Origin of the sequence: Ovoidimarina sediminis (genome assembly GCF_032586175.1) — a bacterium.
GTDB lineage: Bacteria > Pseudomonadota > Alphaproteobacteria > Rhodobacterales > Rhodobacteraceae > Ovoidimarina > Ovoidimarina sediminis.
In genome coordinates this window covers 21,258-37,683 of the sequence record NZ_JAWHTE010000029.1, presented here as the reverse complement: position 1 = coordinate 37,683, position 16,426 = coordinate 21,258, and the positions used below count along the sequence as shown (strand labels likewise).

The following is a 16,426-nucleotide window of genomic DNA, read 5'->3' as shown; positions in this document are numbered from 1 at the left end:
TGGCCGGATATGGATGGATCCGCCATTTAGCGCGCGCCTGATTGACCGCTTCGTTTACCGTTATTGCGACGCGGTGAATAGCGGCTCGCAGGGATTTGTCCTGACAAACAACTGCACAGAAACGGCTTGGTTTCGGGCGCTGTGGGAAGTCTCAACGGGCGTGTGTTTCCCGAAGTATCGGATCAATTTCTATAAGCCGGACAGCCACCCGAAAGGGTCGTCGATGCAGGGGCAGGCAATCTTCTATGCAGGCGACGATTACCCTCGCTTCAAATCGGCGTTCCAGTCTGAGGGCCTGATAACGCGCGGAGGTTTGGAATGAAGCCCTCCACCAAGGCAATCCGGTTTCTCGAAACGCTGCAAATCCCGCAGGGGCCTTCTGCGGGAACGCCGCTGAAATTGGCACCGTTTCAAAAGCAATTCGTGAAGGGGGCCTTGGCCGATGGCGTGGACGTGGGTGTGCTGTCGATTGGCCGGGGCAATGCAAAAACGGCGTTGAGCAGTGGTATCGCTTTGGGCGCGCTTCTGGGTGTTTGGGATAACCAGCCCGCGCGGGAAATCCTGATTGCGGCCAGAACGCGGGACCAGGCGCGGATTGCATGGGATTTCGCGGCTCAATTCTCATGGTCTCTGCCGGACGAGATTCAACAGCGGCTCACGTTCCGGCGCTCGCCCCGGCTTGAAATTGAATACGAGGACGAAAACGGCTCGCACGTTCTCAGGGGCATTGCGGCAGATGGGAAATCAGCGCTTGGGACTGCCCCCAATCTGGTGCTGATGGATGAGCGCGGCCACTGGCCTCAAGACCAGGGCGACGCTCTGGAACAGGCATTGCTTTCGGGCCTCGGGAAGCGGGGTGGCCGCGCTCTCATTATCTCGACGTCTGCCTCGGACGACACGCATCCCTTTTCCAAGTGGATTGATGAGGAACAAGCGGGCGTTTGCGTCCAAGAACACCGCCCCGCACCCGGCTTGCCTGCGGATGACCGGGCCTCGCTCATAGAAGCAAACCCCGGCGCGAAATACGGCATCGGGGCAGACATTCAATGGCTCGAAGGACAGGCCCGCCGGGCGATTGCACGGGGTGGCAGCACCCTGACGAGCTTCCGGCTCTATAACCGCAATGAGCGGGTATCCGGCGAAACCCGTGACGTGCTTCTGACGGTGGACGAATGGCTCGCCTGCGAGACGGCAGACCCGCCCCCGCGTGAGGGGCATTGCGTCATTGGTATCGACCTCGGCGGCTCGGCCTCGATGACCGCAGCGGCGTTTTATTGGCCAGAGACGGGTCACCTCAAGGTGCAAGGCTCATTTCCGGCGAACCCTTCTCTGGCCGACCGCGGCTCTGGTGATGGCGTACACGGTCGGTACATTGAAATGGAACAGCGTGGCGAGCTGTCAACTTTAGGTGACAAGACGGTGCCGGTTGCACCTTGGCTTGTTGAAATCATGCGACAGGTCCAAGGGGAAACCGTCACGGCAATCGTCGCGGACCGCTTCAAACAGGCGGAGCTTTCCGAGGCGGCGGCGGCAGCCGGTGTGACCTGTCCGATTATCTGGCGGGGCATGGGGTTCCGGGATGGCGGGGAAGATGCGGAACGGTTTCGCCGGGCGGCCTTCGACGGGAAGGTGAAGACGGCCCCGAGCCTGCTTCTGCGCAGTGCCTTCGCCGATACCGTCTGCCTCAGAGACCCGGCGAACAACATCAAGATTGCGAAAGCCCGCTCCAAGGGCCGGATTGACGCGGCCTCGGCCACGGTTCTCGCCGTGGCGGAAGGCGCGCGGCAGGTGGCGACCCCGGACACGGAGGCCCGATTCATATGCCTCTGATGTATGACAGATATTCCCGGGAAGTCACAAAGACGACGCGCTGGCGGCGTCTGCGCTGGCAAATCCTGAAGCGGGACAACTTCACCTGCCAGGACTGCGGGAAGATGGGCGACCGGCTGGACGTCGACCATATCGTGCCGGTGCGCGATGCGCCCGAGAAGTCTTTCGACCCGGCCAATCTCCAAAGCCTTTGCCGAGAATGCCACTCGGCCAAGACGCGGCGTGAAGCGAATTTGCCCGCGCCCAATCCGCGCCGGGAGGCGTGGTCAAAACTCCTGCGAGACATGCAGGGCAAACCTATTGAGCACAAAGGATGACACATGCTTGATTCAGTGAAGATTGCGAGGCGGCAAAGCGAAATCCGCCAGAGCCTCGCGGAATTGGTCGGGAAGGAAACCCCGACCGAAGAAGAAACGCGGTCGATGGAAACCCTCGACGCGGAATATCGGACGAACGAAACCCGCTACCGCGCGGCGCTTGTTGCCGAAGACGAAGAGCGCCGGGAAGCCGGGGCGGAACTCGAAACCCGCTCGGATCGCGAGTGGTCGCACATGATGCGAGGCTTCGAGGTCCGGCAGGTGGCGCTTGCCTATGCCGAGGGCCAGGAACTCACCGGACAGACGAAGGAAATCGTCGAGGAAATGCGCAGTCACGGCGGCTATCGCGGCATCCCCGTGCCCTTCGAGGCGCTGGAAACCCGTGCAGGCGAAACCATCGCAAGCGGTACGCATACGCCGCTGCAGTCGATGCCGATCACTGATCGGATCTTTGCGGATAGCATGGCCGCGCGGATGGGCTGCCAGATGGTGCAAATCCCGCAAGGTGATCGTGAATACCCGGTTGTTACGTCTTCCGTGACGGCGGGCTGGCAGGCCACGGAACTCGGCGACGTCGCGGGGCCCACGGTCTTTGCCACGACTGATCGTTCGCTGGTGCCGGATTACACCCTCGGCATCACGATGAAGATCAGCCGCCGGGCGCTCAAGCAGTCGGGGCCGGGCCTCGAACAAGCGGTGCGTCGCGACATGCTGTCCACGATCCAGGATCAGCTTGATATCGCCGCTTTCGACGGGGCGGGATCGTCGGGTGAGCCTGCGGGCGTGATCGCGGATGCGGCAACCTACGGGATCACCGAAACCTCGGGCGGCGGTGCAACCTGGGACGATTGGAGAGGTGCAATCGTCAACTTCATGGCGGCAAATGCCGTGGGCTCGCCCTCGGGTGTTAAGGTGATGTTGCATCCGCAATCCTTCGCAGATCTCGACGCCACGGTCTTTGACTCAGGATCGGGCAGGACGGAATGGGATCGCCTTCTGAGCCATGTGGGCGCGGGCAACGTGATGGTGTCCACCCGGTCGAACGAAAGCGGCTCGCCCTCAGTCTACAAGTCGCTTCTGACGGTTCGCAAGAATGGCGTTGCGCCCTTCGTCTGCGGCCTCTGGGGCGGTGTAGACGTGATCCGCGATCCGTTCAGCGATGCCGCCTCCGGCGGTCTTCGGCTGACGGGGCTGGTGACGGCGGACTTCGCGGTCCTGCGCCCGGCGCAGCTGCAGGTTCTGACGGATCTCACCTAATGCTGTGGGGAGCGTCACTCGGGGCGCTGGAGCTTCGTACCGAAGGCGGGTCCGCCCGTCTTCGGGCGACGTTCCCCTATGGCGCCGAAACCGAACTGGCACCGGGGCGACGGGAAGTCGTCGCCTCGCGTGCCTTCGCAGATCGGATTGAGCGCGGCGAAGACGTGCACTTTCTGTCCGGTCATAACTTTGAAAAGCCGCTCGCCAGCCGGGCGGCGGGCAGCCTCACAATCCGCGACACGGATCATGCGGTTGAGATCGAGGCCACCATCGACGGCGGCACGACATGGGCGCGGGACTTCATGGCAGCCCATGACGCCGGGCTGATCCGGGGTCTTTCGCCGGGGTTCCGGGTGTTACCGCAAGGTGAACGGGTTGAACGTCGCGCCGACGGGATGGTGCGGACGATCACGCAAGCGGCCCTCTATGAATTTTCGGCTGTGACGAAACCCGCATATCCGGCGGCGCAGATCGAGGCCCGGTCATGGATCGAGGCCCCCGACGCCCAGTTGCAACTGGCATTGACGAGGTGGCGCGCATGATTTGGCCATTCAAACGAAAAGAAGAAACCCGCGCGGCCTCGGGCTTCACGAGCGAGGTAATCGCCGCAAGGGAGGCGTATATCAGCGGGGCTCGGGGGCTGGCCGAGTTAACGGGCACGGTGCAGTCGTGTGTGTCGCTATGGGAGGGCGGGCTAAGCCTCGCAGACGTCGAGGGCGCGGATATGCTCACGCGGTCGGCGCTGGCCCACACGGCCCGCTCATTGGCCCTGAAAGGGGAAAGTCTCTGGCTCATCCGCGACGATAGGCTCATTCCGTGCTATGATTGGGACGTCCGAACCGCGGACGGGGCTCCGACCGCTTATCGTCTTACTGTCCCTGAAGCTGGTGGTGGTCGGAGCCTTACCGCCCTTGCTGCCGAAGTCCTGCACTTCCGTATCGGCTCGGACCCGGCGGCCCCCTGGCTCGGGCAAAGTCCCTTGCGGCGGGCGCAACTCTCGGCGGAAATGCTTCACGCCCTCGAAAAGGCGCTTGGCGGCATCTATGCCGATGCGCCTTTGGGCAGCATTATCATTCCAATGCCGAGCAATACGCCAAACCAGGCGGAAACCTTCGCGGAAACTTTCCGTAACCGGCAGCAGGGGCGGAGCTTCATCGTCCAGAACTCTGTCACGGCGGGCAATGTAAACGCCCCGGCACCCCGGCATAACAACATGCCGGAACAACTGACGCCCGACCTGCAACGGCTCATGCCGAAAGAAAGCCTCGACGCGGCGCGGGGAAGTATCGCGATGGCCTTCGGGGTTCTTCCGGCGCTTCTCAACCAAGCGACGACCGGCCCCGTTGTGCGGGAGGCCCAAAGGCATCTTGCACAATGGATGCTCGCGCCAATTGCCGGGCTTATTGCCGAAGAGGTGCAGGCCAAGATGGGCGGCCCCGTTGAAATCGACGTGATGCGGCCTCTGCAGGCGTTCGATGCGGGTGGACGGGCACGGGCGGCGGCCACGCTTATCCAGGCGCTCGCCACGGCAAAGGAAGCCGGTGTTGATGCGTCCGAAGCCTTGCGAATTGTGGATTGGGAATAGGGCAGATGCGTGCTGCCAGCGATTGGGCAAGAAGGTGGACTTGCGCCATCTCTGAGAAGAGATTGCCGACAGCACACGGCAAGGTACGCGGCCAACTTCTGGGGCGCAATAGGCTTGATAAGGCGTGCTGCCGACGGGAGGGCGCGGGGTCGCTCCCTCGGCTGGCAACCGGGACCGACGGCAGCACGGTCCTCGTCAGAGCAACTAAACGTGACGGATTTAGGACAAGGCGAGGACGCGCCTGCGGTCATTTGTGGACAACGCAAAGCGTCTGGGCAAGTCGGCGAGTGTCCCAAAACCCCGACAGGCGCGGCCCCCATTACCTCCATTCCTTTGGGGGCGCGGCGCAGGGCTGGCACGGTTTAGGAGGCCGGGGCCAGCCCAATGACTAGCATGGTGCATGTAAGGCGCGCGGCCCGGCGGGAACGCGAAGCCCGGCGGGGCAAGCTGGGGTCGCAACGCTTCCAGCACCTTGCGGACGAACTGGTGAAAACCGTCCGGCTCGCTCGCGAGGCAGGCATGATTGCCACCTTCCTCAACCTCGAAGGGCCGCTCCGAGCCGCCGTGCGGTCCGACCTCTGCCTTGCGGGCTGGAATTGGCCTGCGGCTGATTTGATGGCCCGTGACCTCATGGCGACCGTGGAACGGCGGCTCAGGGTGAAGCGGCCAAGCTGGAATGAAGGACAGCTTGAATGGACGATAAGCGCCGGGACACTGATAGAGCGGACGCGGTGCGTCTCGTGCGGAAAGAAGCTGGTCGAGGACCAGAAGAAGTATTGCTCCGGCCTCTGCAAAGGGGCGCACTTCGATTACGTGCGGCGGACCATCGCGAAGGCCGAGGCGGAAATAGTGGGGCGGGCGACGCACTCGATATGAGGCGGCACTGCGAGGGGTGTGGCGTGGTTATACCGGACGACGCCCCGCCTCAGCGGAAATTCTGTACCGTGAAATGTTATATGGACGATTACAACGCGCTTGTCCGCGAGGCCCGCATTGCGTCCCGTCCTAAGCGGCCTTGCGCATTGTGCGGGGCCGATATCCCTCTGGAGCGCCGGAAGTACTGCGATGATGGGTGCAGCCGGAAGGCTCAGCACCGGAAGGAGCGCCTGCGGAAGATGAGGACATCCGTGCGTTAGGGGTCGCGCATTGTTTGGTTTTAATTTATTTGAGACATAGCAGGCGTGAGGCTGAGATGATTACAGTTGCCCAACTTGTTGAGGACGTCGCCGAGATCACCGGGGAACCGGAAAAGTCCGTTCGCAACTATGCCAGGGCTTTGATCGACGGTGGCCTTCTGCCGAAGAGCAGGGGGCGGGCAATTGCTGGTGTCGAGTTCGTGCATGTCTTGAGGCTTCTGGCAGCTGTCGCAATTCAACCAAAGCTGAAGGAATCCGCCGAAGTTGTTGCGCAGTACATGGGATTGAAGCGTGAGGGAGTAGGTGACCTGCCACTCACTGACGACATGCCAGAAACGTTCCGCATCAAGGCAACCGAAACCGTCGAAGAGTATATTTGTGATTGGCTCGAAGCACTATTTGATGCGGAGCCGGAAAACGCCGAACTGCGCGAAGTCGCAAAGTCGTTGCAGATAACCTTCGTCATGAATTGGCAGGAGATTGCAGTCAGCTTGGAGGAGGACGACAAGCGTTTGATTCAGCGTTTTCGTGCCTCTGGGCAGCTTTACGGACACTGGGCCAAAAAGATCCGGCGCAGTACCGAAATCGCAGCAGAAACTTTCGTTTGGCTCGGCCACAATAACAATCGCGACTATCGCACAGGGGGCAACATTGTCTAACTCTCCCGCCAAGGTAAAGCAGGCCGAATTGACGCGCTATATGAAGGCGATGGTCAAGGCGGGCGTGCCGGTTGGAGAGCTGCGAATTTCGCCGGACGGCAGCGTGCGGCTGATCTTGGCCTCTGGCGAAGTCAAAGACACCGACAACCCTTGCGATAGGTTGCTGGACACATGAGGCGGCGCAACCCATTCCCCGGCGTCACGCGCGCCCCTGACCGTCACGGCAAAGTCCGTTGGCGGTTTCGGCGTAAGGGCTTTTCCTGCTACTTGCCGGGGGCCTATGGCTCGGCGGAGTTTCGGACGGCATACGAACAGGCGCGGCAAGGGGCCTTGGGGCCGCAGCCGACCGAGCGATTTTCGCGCGGCACGCTGGCTTGGCTGATAGTGCAGTATCGCAATTCGCCGAAATACCTTGACCAAGCCGAGGCCAGCAAGCGGACGCTACGCGGACAACTTGACTGGCTGATGCAGGTTGCCGGTGACTTGCCCTTCGCTCGCCTTGAGACGCGGCATGTCGAGGCCCTAATGGCCAAGAAAGAAGGCCCAGCCGCTGCAAACCGGGTCAAGAAAAACCTCTCTCTGCTGTTCAATTACGCCGCAAAGCACGGTTGGGCGACGCACAACCCGGCGCGGCACGCGGACCGCCGGAAGGTGTCGGGCAGTGGGTATCACACATGGACTGACGCGGAGATTGCGCAGTACCTGGACTACCACGGCGAAGGAACGAGGGCGCGGCGCGCGCTGATGCTCTTTCTATGTACCGGAGCCTCCCGGCAGGACGCAGCGGGGCTTGGCTGGCAGCACGTCAAGGACGGGCGCATTCGGTTTGCACGCGGTAAGACGGGCGTTGTGGCCGACCTTCCAATCCTTCCTGAGTTGGCCGCCGAATTGGCAGACGTCCCGAAAGGTGACGTCCTATTCCTGACGCATGGGGCAGGGCGACCGTACAAGGCCACGACGCTTGGCAACTGGTTCAAGGACCAATGCAAGGCCGCTGGCCTCGACCACTGTTCAGCGCACGGCTTGCGGAAAGCAGGCGCAACCCGACTTGCAGAAGCCGGGGCAACAGAAATGGAGGTCATGGCGTTTCTTGCCCATGCCTCACCCAAAGAGGCAGCGACTTACACCAAGAAGGCGGCAAGGGCGACTCTCGCAGACCACGCTTTTGACCGGCTCGCAGGCACGAAACCGGAACGTAATGTGTCCAACCTCTCCCAAAGGTTGGGCAAAAAGGGCAGTAAAAGTGTTAAAAAACAATGATATATCGGGTGGCGTGGTAGGCCCGGAGGGACTCGAACCCCCAACCAAAGCGTTATGAGCGCTCTGCTCTAACCAATTGAGCTACAGGCCCGCCTGTGTCCCGATTAGGCCGCCGGTGAGGGGCGGTCAAGCACCGCTTCGGACGTCAAAGTTTCGCCAGATTGCCACGCGACCATCCGGTCATGACAGAAATCGCGATCCGCTGGCGCGCCTTGCGCCTCTACGACAGGCTGTGTCTGCTCTTCCTCGCCGTGCTGGTCGGGATGTTCGGCCTTCTCGTTCTCTCCATCCGGTCCGGATTGGACCTGTCCGGCACCAAGGGCTATTTTACCTGCCTCATGCTCGCGGCGGGGGCGGCCGCCGCGCTCCATCGCCGCGAAACCGGCCGGGTGCTGTCGGGCGGCCCTGCGTGGCTTCTGTCCCTGGCTCTCTGTCTGGTCGCCGCCCTGGCCCATCTCGTCCTCAATCTCTGGATCGTCATCGCCGATCCGCGTATGGCCGGAGGTATCGGCGACATCGAGTTCGGACAGAGCTTCCTGCTCGCTCAGGTGCCGGTTCTCCTGTCGATCCGGCTCGCTGTCTTCGTCGGAACCCAGATAGGGCCGAACTGACCGGCATGGACAGCCCCCGGCCTTTCGGCTAGGCGAAGCGCCATGAGTGAACATGGAAAAAACGGTCTGACCTATGCCGAGGCGGGCGTCGACATCGCCGCCGGCAACGCACTTGTCGACCGCATCAAACCGGCCGCCAGCGCAACCAGCCGCCCCGGCACCATGGCGGGCCTCGGCGGCTTCGGCGCGCTCTTCGATCTGAAGGCGGCGGGCTACGACGACCCGATCCTCGTGGCGGCCACCGACGGGGTGGGCACCAAGCTTCGCATCGCGATCGATACCGGCAATGTCGACGGCGTGGGGCAGGATCTCGTCGCAATGTGCGTCAACGATCTCGTCTGCCAGGGGGCGGAGCCCCTGTTCTTCCTCGACTACTTCGCAACCGGCAAGCTCAGCATCGAAACCGCCGCCCGCGTGGTGGAAGGGATCGCCCGGGCCTGTTCCGAAGCGGGCTGTGCCCTTGTCGGCGGCGAGACGGCGGAAATGCCCGGCATGTATCCTGCCGGCGATTTCGATCTCGCGGGCTTCGCCGTGGGTGCGATGGAACGAGGCGGCGCGTTGCCTTCGGGCGTGGCCGCAGGTGACGTGATCCTCGGCCTCGCCTCGAACGGCGTCCATTCGAACGGCTACTCCCTCGTCCGCCGGATTGTCGAGCTTTCGGGGCTCGACTGGGATCTTCCCGCACCCTTCGAGGACGGCCCGCTGGGCGAGGCGCTCCTCAAGCCCACGCGGCTTTATGTGCGCCCCGTCCTCGCCGCGATCCGCGCAGGCGGTGTCCGAGGGCTCGCCCATATCACCGGCGGGGGGCTCCTCGAAAACCTGCCCCGCGTCCTGCCTGAAGGCCTCGGGGCCGACATCGACCTCACAAGCTGGCGCATCCCGCCGGTCTTCCGCTGGCTTGCCGCCGAGGGCGGGCTGGAAATGCCCGAGCTTCTCAGAACCTTCAACGCCGGGATCGGCATGACCCTTGTCGTCGATCCGGAGGCCGAAGGCCCGCTCACCGATCTTCTGGCGCGGGCGGGCGAAACCGTCACCCGGATCGGCACCGTCACCCCCGGCGAGGGCGTTCGGACGACCGGCACCCTGGCGTGAGGCGCGTCGCGATCTTCATCTCCGGCGGCGGCTCGAACATGGTTGCACTCGCCGACAGCATGACGGGCGATCACCCCGCACGCCCCGTCCTCGTCCTGTCGAACACCGACGGGGCAAGGGGGCTCGAAAAGGCCCGCGCCCGGGGCATCCCCACCGCCGTCGTCGATCACCGGCCCTTCGGCGAGGATCGCCCGGCCTTCGAGGCGGAAATCACCCGCCACCTCACGGCCCATGACGTCGACCTGATCGCCCTCGCCGGCTTCATGTGGGTTCTCACCGGCGGCTTCACGGGCGCCTGGGAAGGTCGGATGCTCAACATTCATCCCTCGCTCCTGCCGAAATACCGGGGACTCCACACCCATGCCCGTGCGCTCCAGGCGGGCGATACCGAGGCGGGCTGCACGGTGCACGAGGTGACGGCCGATCTCGACGACGGGCCGATCCTCGGCCAGGCGCGCGTCCCCATACTCGAAGGCGATACGCCAGAGACGCTCGCGGCCCGCGTTCTCGAACAGGAACACAAGCTTTATCCGGCGGTTCTCCGCCGATTTGCTTCTGGCGACAGGCGTATGCTCCAGCTTCCGTGATTGCCCGAAATCGAGGCTGGCAAGGCGCGAAACGGTGGGTTAGAGAACCCCAATGATAACGATCACCAAGACCGAGGCGCTTGCGGAGTTCTGTGCGCGGGCGTCGCGCCAGCCTTACGTCACCGTCGACACCGAATTCCTGCGGGAACGGACGTATTACGCCAAGCTCTGCCTGATTCAACTCGCCTATCCGGGCGACGGGGCGGATGATGCGGTGCTGGTCGATCCGCTGGCCGACGGCCTCTCGCTCGAACCGCTCTACGATCTCTTCCGCAACACCGAGGTCGTTAAGGTATTCCACGCCGCCCGCCAGGATCTCGAGATCTTCTTTGTCGAGGCGGGCGTCTTTCCCGAACCGCTCTTCGACACCCAGGTCGCCGCGATGGTCGCGGGGTTCGGCGAACAGGTGGGCTATGAAACCCTCGTGCGCAAGATCGCCCGCGCCAATCTCGACAAGACCTCGCGGTTCACCGACTGGTCGCGCCGGCCCCTGACCGATGCGCAGAAATCCTACGCGCTGGCCGACGTGACGCATCTGCGCGACATCTACGAACACCTCGCCCGCGATCTTGAAAAGTCCGGCCGCCGCGACTGGGTGGAAGAAGAGCTTGATACGCTTACCGATCCCTCCACCTACATCGTCGCGCCGGAAGAGGCCTGGAAGCGCCTGAAGACGCGCACCAATTCGGGCCGGTTCCTCGCCATCGCCCGCGAACTCGCGCGCTTCCGCGAAGGCTATGCCCAGTCCCGTAACGTGCCCCGCACGCGGGTCTTCAAGGATGACGCGCTGCTCGAACTCGCCTCGACGAAGCCGAAGACGCCGCAGGATCTTTCGCGCTCGCGTCTTCTTCTGCGCGAGGCCCGGCGGGGCGAGATCGCCGACGGTATCCTCGCTGCCGTGCAGGCGGGGCTCGAGGCCGATCCCTCCACCTTCCCGACGGTCGATCGCTCCCGCGACAGGCTTCAGGTCAACCCGGCCCTCGCCGATCTTCTGCGCGTCCTTCTCAAGGCCAAGTCCGAACAGGCGGGCGTCGCCCAGAAACTCATCGCAACCGCCGCCGAACTTGACGAGATCGCTGGCGGCGAACGCGATCTTCCGTCACTCCGCGGCTGGCGCAAGAAGGTCTTCGGCGAAGATGCCTTGCGCCTCTGCGACGGAAAGATCGCGCTGACGGCGAAGGGCCAGACGATCAGGCTGATCGAACTCTGATCGCCCCGCATCTCCCGCACGGCAGGGCCCCGGGCCTTGATATCGGTCAGGGCGCAAGGCGCCGCGGGGCCTAGACTTCCGATGACGGGCGCGTCTGCACCGTGGATCAGGAAAGCCCCCGCACCACCATGCGTTTCAGCCTTCTCAATGCCATAAGCTAATTCGTCGGCGGGCTCTGGACGGGCCGGGGCGGCCGGCGCCGGATCGAGGCGCGCCAACTTCGGAACCTCCGCCGCCTTGTCGAAACGGCCCGCCGCGACTCTCAGCTGTTCCGAAAGCTCTATGCCGATCTGCCCCCCACAGACGACATCTTCCTCCATGACCTCCCCGTAACCCGCAAACCTGATCTGATGCGCCAGTTCGATGATTGGCTGACGATCCGCACTCTGACGCTCGAAAAAGCCCGCGCCCACTTGCGTGACATCGGCAACGCCGGCGTCCCGATCGGCGATGTCGCGGTGTTCCAGACGTCGGGCACATCGGGCGAACCCGCTATCATCGTCTTGCCCGAAACCTTTGTCGAATACGCTTACGGCATCACGATGGCCCGCTTCGATCGCGGGCGTTGGGCCCTCATCCGCGACGTCAGCAGGCGTGGCATCCGCGTGACGATCACCGGCGGCAACGGGCATTTCGCGGGCAACGGCTTCAACAAGCTCGTGCAACGTCTCTACCCCGCGCTAGCCAGGGGCTTCGGCGTCACCTTCGTCGAGGCCGAACAACCGGTTACCCGTCTCGTCGACCGCCTGAACGCGATCCCCGATATCGCCTGGATCGTCACCTATCCCAGCATGCTCGCCATCCTCACCCGAGAGAAGGAGGCCGGGCGCCTGCACATCGCGCCCGCATTGTTCAGCACGGGCGGCGAGACGCTGACGCAGGATCTCAGCCAACGCGTCCGCCGCGCATTCCCCTCGCTCGACTACGGCATCATCGACACCTATGGCTGCACCGAATGCCTGGCGCTCTCGTTTGAATGCAGCCACGGGCGCAAGCATGTGAACGAAGACTGGGTCATCCTCGAAGCGGTCGACGACGCGATGCGCCCCGTTCCCGACGGTATGCTTTCGGCCTCGGCCCTGCTGAGCGTGCTCGCCAACGACGCACAGCCTTTCCTTCGCTACGATCTGGGCGATTGCATCAGGTTCCGCGAAGATCCGTGCCCCTGCGGCTCACCCTTCCGCAGCTTCGAGGTTGAAGGCCGCCAGGCCACACTCGTCCGCGTCGGCGACACCACCCTCTCGCCGCTCGTCTTCGATGTGGAGCATACGGGCGCGGAACGCATCCAGCTTGTCCAGACTGAAGACGACGCGTTCGAATTGCGGATCGTGCCCCGCGAAGATCCCGGACCGGTCTTTCACGACGTCATCGCGTCGGTGACGAAGGTGTTTCACGCAAACGGCCTCGAAAACGTCGTGGTCCGGCAAAGCGATGAACCGCCCGCCTTCACCGCCAGCGGCAAGTTCCACGCAGTCGTGCCACTGCGCCGCACGGACGCGCCGACCACCTGAAAAAATGGTAGGCGCCGCGCGCCTTACCGCCGCACCGCTCGCGAGGCCAGCGCACCGATCACCTGGATCTCCCGCACGCCCGCAAGTTCCTGTTCGGTCAGGAAGGTCGCCACCACGACTTCGCGCGACACCTGGGTCGACACCCGCGTGGGCGCGGGCGGCTCCGCCAGCCGGAAGTGATAGGCCAGAACCCCGTCGCCGCGCCCCGACAGAATCAGGGCAGGGGACCAGTAACCTTGCCGCGGCGGCAGCCCGACGGCCCGAAGGATCGCGCCCCCCGGTGCCCGCTCGATGCTGACATTGATAACCTCGGCCACCAGGGGCCGCGGATCGGTCTGGGTTTCCACGGCCTGAACCTCGACGGCCCGGTCCCGCCCGAACCAGTTGAACGGGTTCAGCCGGCTTTCTGAAATCCGGCTGCAACCGGCCAAAACGCTCAGAAGCGCTACGACGATGACGATCTGTCTGCCCATGTCCTGCCCCTGGCGATCCGGCGTCTGGGCTATGGGAGTAACCCATTGGTCCGGGTCTGAAAAGGGCGCATGGGCTGGACGTTCCCGCCACCGCCTCTTAGGTGATGCGGAAAGGAGCCAGAACCGATGTCGACCGACGCCTTTGAAGAGATTGCCGAAACCTTCGAGTTCCTTGACGACTGGGAGGATCGTTACCGCTACGTGATCGATCTCGGCAAGGCGATGCCGCCGCTCGAGGATGCGCTGAAGGTGCCCGCCACCAAGGTCGACGGCTGCGCCAGCCAGGTCTGGCTCGTGCCCGAAATCGACGACGCGACCTTCCGCTTCCGCGGCGACAGCGATGCGCTGATCGTCCGCGGCCTGATCGCCGTCCTGTCGGCGCTCTACAACGGCCGCCCTGTGGCCGAGGTGCCGGGCGTCGACGCGGGCGCGGAACTCGGCCGCCTTGGCCTTCAGGATCACCTGAGCGCGCAGCGCTCGAACGGCCTCCGCGCCATGATTCAGCGGATTCGCGAAACGGCCGCCGCCGCAGCGGCCTGAAGCGGGACAACCCGCGCCGGACGCGCTAGGAAGGCGGACAGGGACAGGACAGACGGGCAGGGGAGACCGGCTTGGACGCCGCATATGCCTCGAAACCGGGAGAGAGCAGGGGACGGCTCTGGCCCGAAGACATCTCGACCTTCCGCTCCTGCTGGCAGCGGGACCGGGACAGGATCATTCACGCCTCCGCCTTCCGGCGCCTCAAGCACAAGACCCAGGTCTTCATCGAACACGAAGGCGATTACTACCGCACCCGGCTCACCCATTCGCTCGAGGTGGCGCAGGTCGCCCGCACCATCGCCAGTGTCCTGGGGCTTAACGGCGAACTGACCGAGGCGCTGGCGCTCGCCCACGATCTCGGGCACCCGCCCTTCGGCCATACCGGCGAGGATGCGCTGGAGGCGCTGATGGCCCCCTATGGCGGGTTCGACCATAACGCCCAGGCGATCCGCATCGTGACCTCGCTCGAACGGCACTACGCCCAATTCGACGGGCTGAACCTGACCTGGGAAACCCTCGAAGGGCTCGCCAAGCACAACGGGCCGGTCACCGGCGATCTGCCCTGGGCGCTTGCCGAATACCAGGCCCGCCACGATCTCGAGCTGGACACCTATGCAAGCGCCGAGGCCCAGGTCGCGGCCATCGCCGATGACGTGGCTTACAACCACCACGACCTGCACGACGGGCTCCGGGCAGAACTGTTCTCCACCGACGAACTGGCCGGTCTGCCGATCCTGCGGGACTGCTTCGCAGAGGTTGACCGGGTCTATCCCGGCCTCAACTACTACCGCCGGCGGCACGAGGCGCTGCGCCGCTTCTTCGGTATCCTCGTGGAAGACGTGATTGCGGTGGCGAAGACGAACCTCGCGGAAATCGGCGCAGACAGCGCGGCCGATATCCGCCACGCGGGCCGCCCGGTGATCTGCTTTTCCCGCGCCCTCTGGGCTGATCTGAACGTGATCCGGAAATTCCTGTTCGACCGGATGTACCGCGCCCCCAGCGTGGTCGAGATGCGGGCCGAGGTCACGCGGGTGATCGAGGATCTCTTTCCCTTCTTCCTGGCCCACCCCGATCGGCTTCCGAAGCAATGGCGCAAGGATGTCGATGACGTGTCGGACGAAACCGGCCTCGCCCGCATCGTCTCGGATTACATCGCGGGCATGACCGACCGCTTTGCCCTTCAGTGCCATGCGGAATTCATGAAAGAAAACGGGCGGCCCTGAGGCCGCCCGCTCATCGGTATCCTTGACGGACCGGTTACTCGGTCACCATCGCGGTATCCATGGGCTCGTCGCCAGTGCCTTCGCCGTCCATCTCTTCGGCATCGAGCGCTTCATAGATCGCGTCGGTGTCGTAGACGTTGATCTCGAGGTGATCGGACACCTGGTGCACGACCTGGTCCTCGTAATCGGCAAGAGGCTTGTTGCCGCCGTTCACAAGCCGGTCGACCGACTGGTCGTAAAGCTCGGCATATTCGCGCAGGGTCTCTTCCGCGATTACGTCATCGACTTCCTTCTGTGCTGCATCCAGTTCTTCCTGGGTGCAGGTGTCGCAGGAAACAACGCCGTCATTCACCGAATAGGTCGGGCTTTCCGTCGTGTCGCCTTCGGTCTCGGATGTCTCTTCCGAAACCTCGCCCTCTTCGGTTCCATTCAGCATGTTTTCGAGGTCTTCGTCGCTGTAATCCGGATCGAACCCAAGCGCTTCCAGAGCGGCAAGTTCCGTCTCCGTCAGTTCGCGATACTCCATACCCGACGTGTCGACTCCGGCCGCTTCCAGCGCCGCCATCTCGGCTTCGGTCATGGCGGCGTCCAGTGCACGCGAGGTCAGTTCGACCTGCGCCATTACGTTGACCGGGTTGTTGTAGTTGTCTTTCCAGTAGCCTTTCTTCGCGGCATTCCGGATGTGCGCTTCGATGGCCGCTTCGGCCGGCTTGGCGTTCCGGCTGCCCATCATGCTCGGATGCAGGGGCTCGTATTCAGCGGTCTCGACCGTCTCGGTGCTTGCGCTGGCCGTGGCCGACTTGCTCTTGCTCGCCTTCACGGTCTTTTCAGGTTTGCCGAACAGCTTTCCGAACGCTTTCCCGACACCCGTCTCGGAAAACTCCTTGTTCGAGTTTCCGCCCTTGTTGCCGTTTTCGCCCTTGTCGCTGTTGCCGCCCTTGTTGCTGTTACCGCCCTTGTTGCCTTTCTCGCCACCCTTGTCGCCCTTGTCGCCGCTCTTGCCCTGGGCATAGGCGGCATCGTCGAAGGGGCCGATCTGGAGAGCGGCCGGGGCGAGGGTGAGAGCAGTTGCAACAGCGAGCGTGGCCACATCGGCAACAAGCTTCGAACGCGTTCGGGAATCGCGGAGCATGTC

19 protein-coding genes and 1 tRNA gene are annotated in these 16,426 nt (G+C 63.6%); 17 read left to right on the top strand and 3 right to left on the bottom strand.

The annotated features are described in order from the left end of the window. Positions 1-13: 13 nt before the first annotated feature. The 10 genes from RXV90_RS22310 (at position 14) to RXV90_RS22265 (ending at position 8,044) form a co-directional block, all read left to right on the top strand. Positions 14-322: a hypothetical protein gene (locus tag RXV90_RS22310; RefSeq protein WP_316651995.1), complete on the top strand. Its 309-nt coding sequence runs from the start codon at positions 14-16 to the stop codon at positions 320-322. Continuing rightward, positions 319-1,830, top strand: coding sequence for a terminase large subunit domain-containing protein (locus RXV90_RS22305; RefSeq protein WP_316651993.1), 1,512 nt, complete (start codon positions 319-321; stop codon positions 1,828-1,830). The genes RXV90_RS22310 and RXV90_RS22305 overlap by 4 nt, the downstream gene beginning before the upstream one ends. Further along, positions 1,821-2,147, top strand: a complete 327-nt coding sequence (locus RXV90_RS22300; RefSeq protein WP_316651992.1) for an HNH endonuclease — start codon at positions 1,821-1,823, stop codon at positions 2,145-2,147. Before RXV90_RS22305 ends, RXV90_RS22300 begins: the two co-directional genes overlap by 10 nt. A 3-nt stretch (positions 2,148-2,150) precedes the next feature. Next, positions 2,151-3,404: a phage major capsid protein gene (locus RXV90_RS22295; protein WP_316651990.1), complete on the top strand. Its 1,254-nt coding sequence runs from the start codon at positions 2,151-2,153 to the stop codon at positions 3,402-3,404. After that, entirely contained in the window at positions 3,404-3,946 is a 543-nt protein-coding gene (locus RXV90_RS22290) for an HK97 family phage prohead protease (RefSeq protein WP_316651989.1), read from the top strand. Before RXV90_RS22295 ends, RXV90_RS22290 begins: the two co-directional genes overlap by 1 nt. Next, positions 3,943-4,989: a phage portal protein gene (locus RXV90_RS22285; protein ID WP_316651986.1), complete on the top strand. Its 1,047-nt coding sequence runs from the start codon at positions 3,943-3,945 to the stop codon at positions 4,987-4,989. Before RXV90_RS22290 ends, RXV90_RS22285 begins: the two co-directional genes overlap by 4 nt. A gap of 384 nt (positions 4,990-5,373) precedes the next feature. Then, positions 5,374-5,865: a hypothetical protein gene (locus RXV90_RS22280; RefSeq protein WP_316651984.1), complete on the top strand. Its 492-nt coding sequence runs from the start codon at positions 5,374-5,376 to the stop codon at positions 5,863-5,865. Between the two features lie 316 nt (positions 5,866-6,181). Continuing rightward, complete coding sequence (locus RXV90_RS22275) at positions 6,182-6,784, top strand: hypothetical protein (protein ID WP_316651981.1); 603 nt, start codon at positions 6,182-6,184, stop codon at positions 6,782-6,784. A gap of 40 nt (positions 6,785-6,824) precedes the next feature. Next, positions 6,825-6,959 (top strand): hypothetical protein, encoded by a 135-nt coding sequence (locus tag RXV90_RS22270; protein ID WP_316651979.1) that lies wholly within the window; start codon positions 6,825-6,827, stop codon positions 6,957-6,959. Then, positions 6,956-8,044, top strand: a complete 1,089-nt coding sequence (locus RXV90_RS22265) for a tyrosine-type recombinase/integrase (RefSeq protein WP_316651976.1) — start codon at positions 6,956-6,958, stop codon at positions 8,042-8,044. The genes RXV90_RS22270 and RXV90_RS22265 overlap by 4 nt, the downstream gene beginning before the upstream one ends. Before the next feature lie 14 nt (positions 8,045-8,058). On the opposite strand, the gene RXV90_RS22260 is transcribed toward RXV90_RS22265, so the two are convergent. After that, positions 8,059-8,135, bottom strand: a tRNA-Ile gene (locus RXV90_RS22260). A 91-nt stretch (positions 8,136-8,226) separates the two neighbouring features. Here RXV90_RS22260 and RXV90_RS22255 point away from each other — a divergent pair. The 5 genes from RXV90_RS22255 to RXV90_RS22235 all read left to right on the top strand — a co-directional run bounded on the left by RXV90_RS22255 (position 8,227) and on the right by RXV90_RS22235 (position 13,055). Next, positions 8,227-8,655 (top strand): hypothetical protein, encoded by a 429-nt coding sequence (locus tag RXV90_RS22255; protein ID WP_316651973.1) that lies wholly within the window; start codon positions 8,227-8,229, stop codon positions 8,653-8,655. Positions 8,656-8,697: 42 nt separating this feature from the next. Next, the gene (purM, locus tag RXV90_RS22250) at positions 8,698-9,747 is read left to right on the top strand and encodes a phosphoribosylformylglycinamidine cyclo-ligase (protein WP_316651972.1); all 1,050 of its coding nucleotides are present in this window, start codon (positions 8,698-8,700) and stop codon (positions 9,745-9,747) included. Further along, positions 9,744-10,334, top strand: a complete 591-nt coding sequence (gene purN, locus RXV90_RS22245; protein WP_316651970.1) for a phosphoribosylglycinamide formyltransferase — start codon at positions 9,744-9,746, stop codon at positions 10,332-10,334. Before purM ends, purN begins: the two co-directional genes overlap by 4 nt. Before the next feature lie 52 nt (positions 10,335-10,386). Next, positions 10,387-11,544, top strand: a complete 1,158-nt coding sequence (gene rnd / locus RXV90_RS22240) for a ribonuclease D (RefSeq protein ID WP_316651968.1) — start codon at positions 10,387-10,389, stop codon at positions 11,542-11,544. Positions 11,545-11,894: 350 nt separating this feature from the next. Next, on the top strand, positions 11,895-13,055 hold the full coding sequence (locus tag RXV90_RS22235) for a phenylacetate--CoA ligase family protein (RefSeq protein ID WP_316651966.1): 1,161 nt from the start codon (positions 11,895-11,897) through the stop codon (positions 13,053-13,055). Between the two features lie 23 nt (positions 13,056-13,078). On the opposite strand, the gene RXV90_RS22230 is transcribed toward RXV90_RS22235, so the two are convergent. Further along, complete coding sequence (locus RXV90_RS22230; protein ID WP_316651963.1) at positions 13,079-13,528, bottom strand: hypothetical protein; 450 nt, start codon at positions 13,526-13,528, stop codon at positions 13,079-13,081. Between the two features lie 126 nt (positions 13,529-13,654). On the opposite strand from RXV90_RS22230, the gene RXV90_RS22225 reads away from it, so the two are divergent. Then, on the top strand, positions 13,655-14,068 hold the full coding sequence (locus RXV90_RS22225) for a SufE family protein (protein ID WP_316651961.1): 414 nt from the start codon (positions 13,655-13,657) through the stop codon (positions 14,066-14,068). 71 nt (positions 14,069-14,139) lie between these two features. Continuing rightward, positions 14,140-15,291 (top strand): deoxyguanosinetriphosphate triphosphohydrolase, encoded by a 1,152-nt coding sequence (locus RXV90_RS22220; RefSeq protein ID WP_316651958.1) that lies wholly within the window; start codon positions 14,140-14,142, stop codon positions 15,289-15,291. 34 nt (positions 15,292-15,325) lie between these two features. Here RXV90_RS22220 and RXV90_RS22215 read toward each other — a convergent pair whose 3' ends face one another. After that, complete coding sequence (locus tag RXV90_RS22215; protein WP_316651956.1) at positions 15,326-16,423, bottom strand: hypothetical protein; 1,098 nt, start codon at positions 16,421-16,423, stop codon at positions 15,326-15,328. Positions 16,424-16,426: the final 3 nt, after the last annotated feature.

What these genes read in the sequence shown, in the direction of transcription:
- RXV90_RS22280 (WP_316651984.1), top strand. Translation starts at nt 5,374, where the DNA reads ATGACTAGCATGGTGCATGTAAGGCGCGCGGCCCGGCGGGAACGCGAA.
- RXV90_RS22270 (WP_316651979.1), top strand. Translation starts at nt 6,825, where the DNA reads ATGAAGGCGATGGTCAAGGCGGGCGTGCCGGTTGGAGAGCTGCGAATT.
- purM (WP_316651972.1), top strand. Translation starts at nt 8,698, where the DNA reads ATGAGTGAACATGGAAAAAACGGTCTGACCTATGCCGAGGCGGGCGTC.
- rnd (WP_316651968.1), top strand. Translation starts at nt 10,387, where the DNA reads ATGATAACGATCACCAAGACCGAGGCGCTTGCGGAGTTCTGTGCGCGG.
- RXV90_RS22290 (WP_316651989.1), top strand. Translation starts at nt 3,404, where the DNA reads ATGCTGTGGGGAGCGTCACTCGGGGCGCTGGAGCTTCGTACCGAAGGC.
- RXV90_RS22285 (WP_316651986.1), top strand. Translation starts at nt 3,943, where the DNA reads ATGATTTGGCCATTCAAACGAAAAGAAGAAACCCGCGCGGCCTCGGGC.
- RXV90_RS22235 (WP_316651966.1), top strand. Translation starts at nt 11,895, where the DNA reads ATGCGCCAGTTCGATGATTGGCTGACGATCCGCACTCTGACGCTCGAA.
- RXV90_RS22275 (WP_316651981.1), top strand. Translation starts at nt 6,182, where the DNA reads ATGATTACAGTTGCCCAACTTGTTGAGGACGTCGCCGAGATCACCGGG.
- RXV90_RS22225 (WP_316651961.1), top strand. Translation starts at nt 13,655, where the DNA reads ATGTCGACCGACGCCTTTGAAGAGATTGCCGAAACCTTCGAGTTCCTT.
- RXV90_RS22215 (WP_316651956.1), bottom strand. Translation starts at nt 16,423, where the DNA reads ATGCTCCGCGATTCCCGAACGCGTTCGAAGCTTGTTGCCGATGTGGCC.
- RXV90_RS22305 (WP_316651993.1), top strand. Translation starts at nt 319, where the DNA reads ATGAAGCCCTCCACCAAGGCAATCCGGTTTCTCGAAACGCTGCAAATC.
- RXV90_RS22295 (WP_316651990.1), top strand. Translation starts at nt 2,151, where the DNA reads ATGCTTGATTCAGTGAAGATTGCGAGGCGGCAAAGCGAAATCCGCCAG.
- RXV90_RS22300 (WP_316651992.1), top strand. Translation starts at nt 1,821, where the DNA reads ATGCCTCTGATGTATGACAGATATTCCCGGGAAGTCACAAAGACGACG.
- RXV90_RS22230 (WP_316651963.1), bottom strand. Translation starts at nt 13,528, where the DNA reads ATGGGCAGACAGATCGTCATCGTCGTAGCGCTTCTGAGCGTTTTGGCC.
- RXV90_RS22265 (WP_316651976.1), top strand. Translation starts at nt 6,956, where the DNA reads ATGAGGCGGCGCAACCCATTCCCCGGCGTCACGCGCGCCCCTGACCGT.
- RXV90_RS22255 (WP_316651973.1), top strand. Translation starts at nt 8,227, where the DNA reads ATGACAGAAATCGCGATCCGCTGGCGCGCCTTGCGCCTCTACGACAGG.
- RXV90_RS22310 (WP_316651995.1), top strand. Translation starts at nt 14, where the DNA reads ATGGATCCGCCATTTAGCGCGCGCCTGATTGACCGCTTCGTTTACCGT.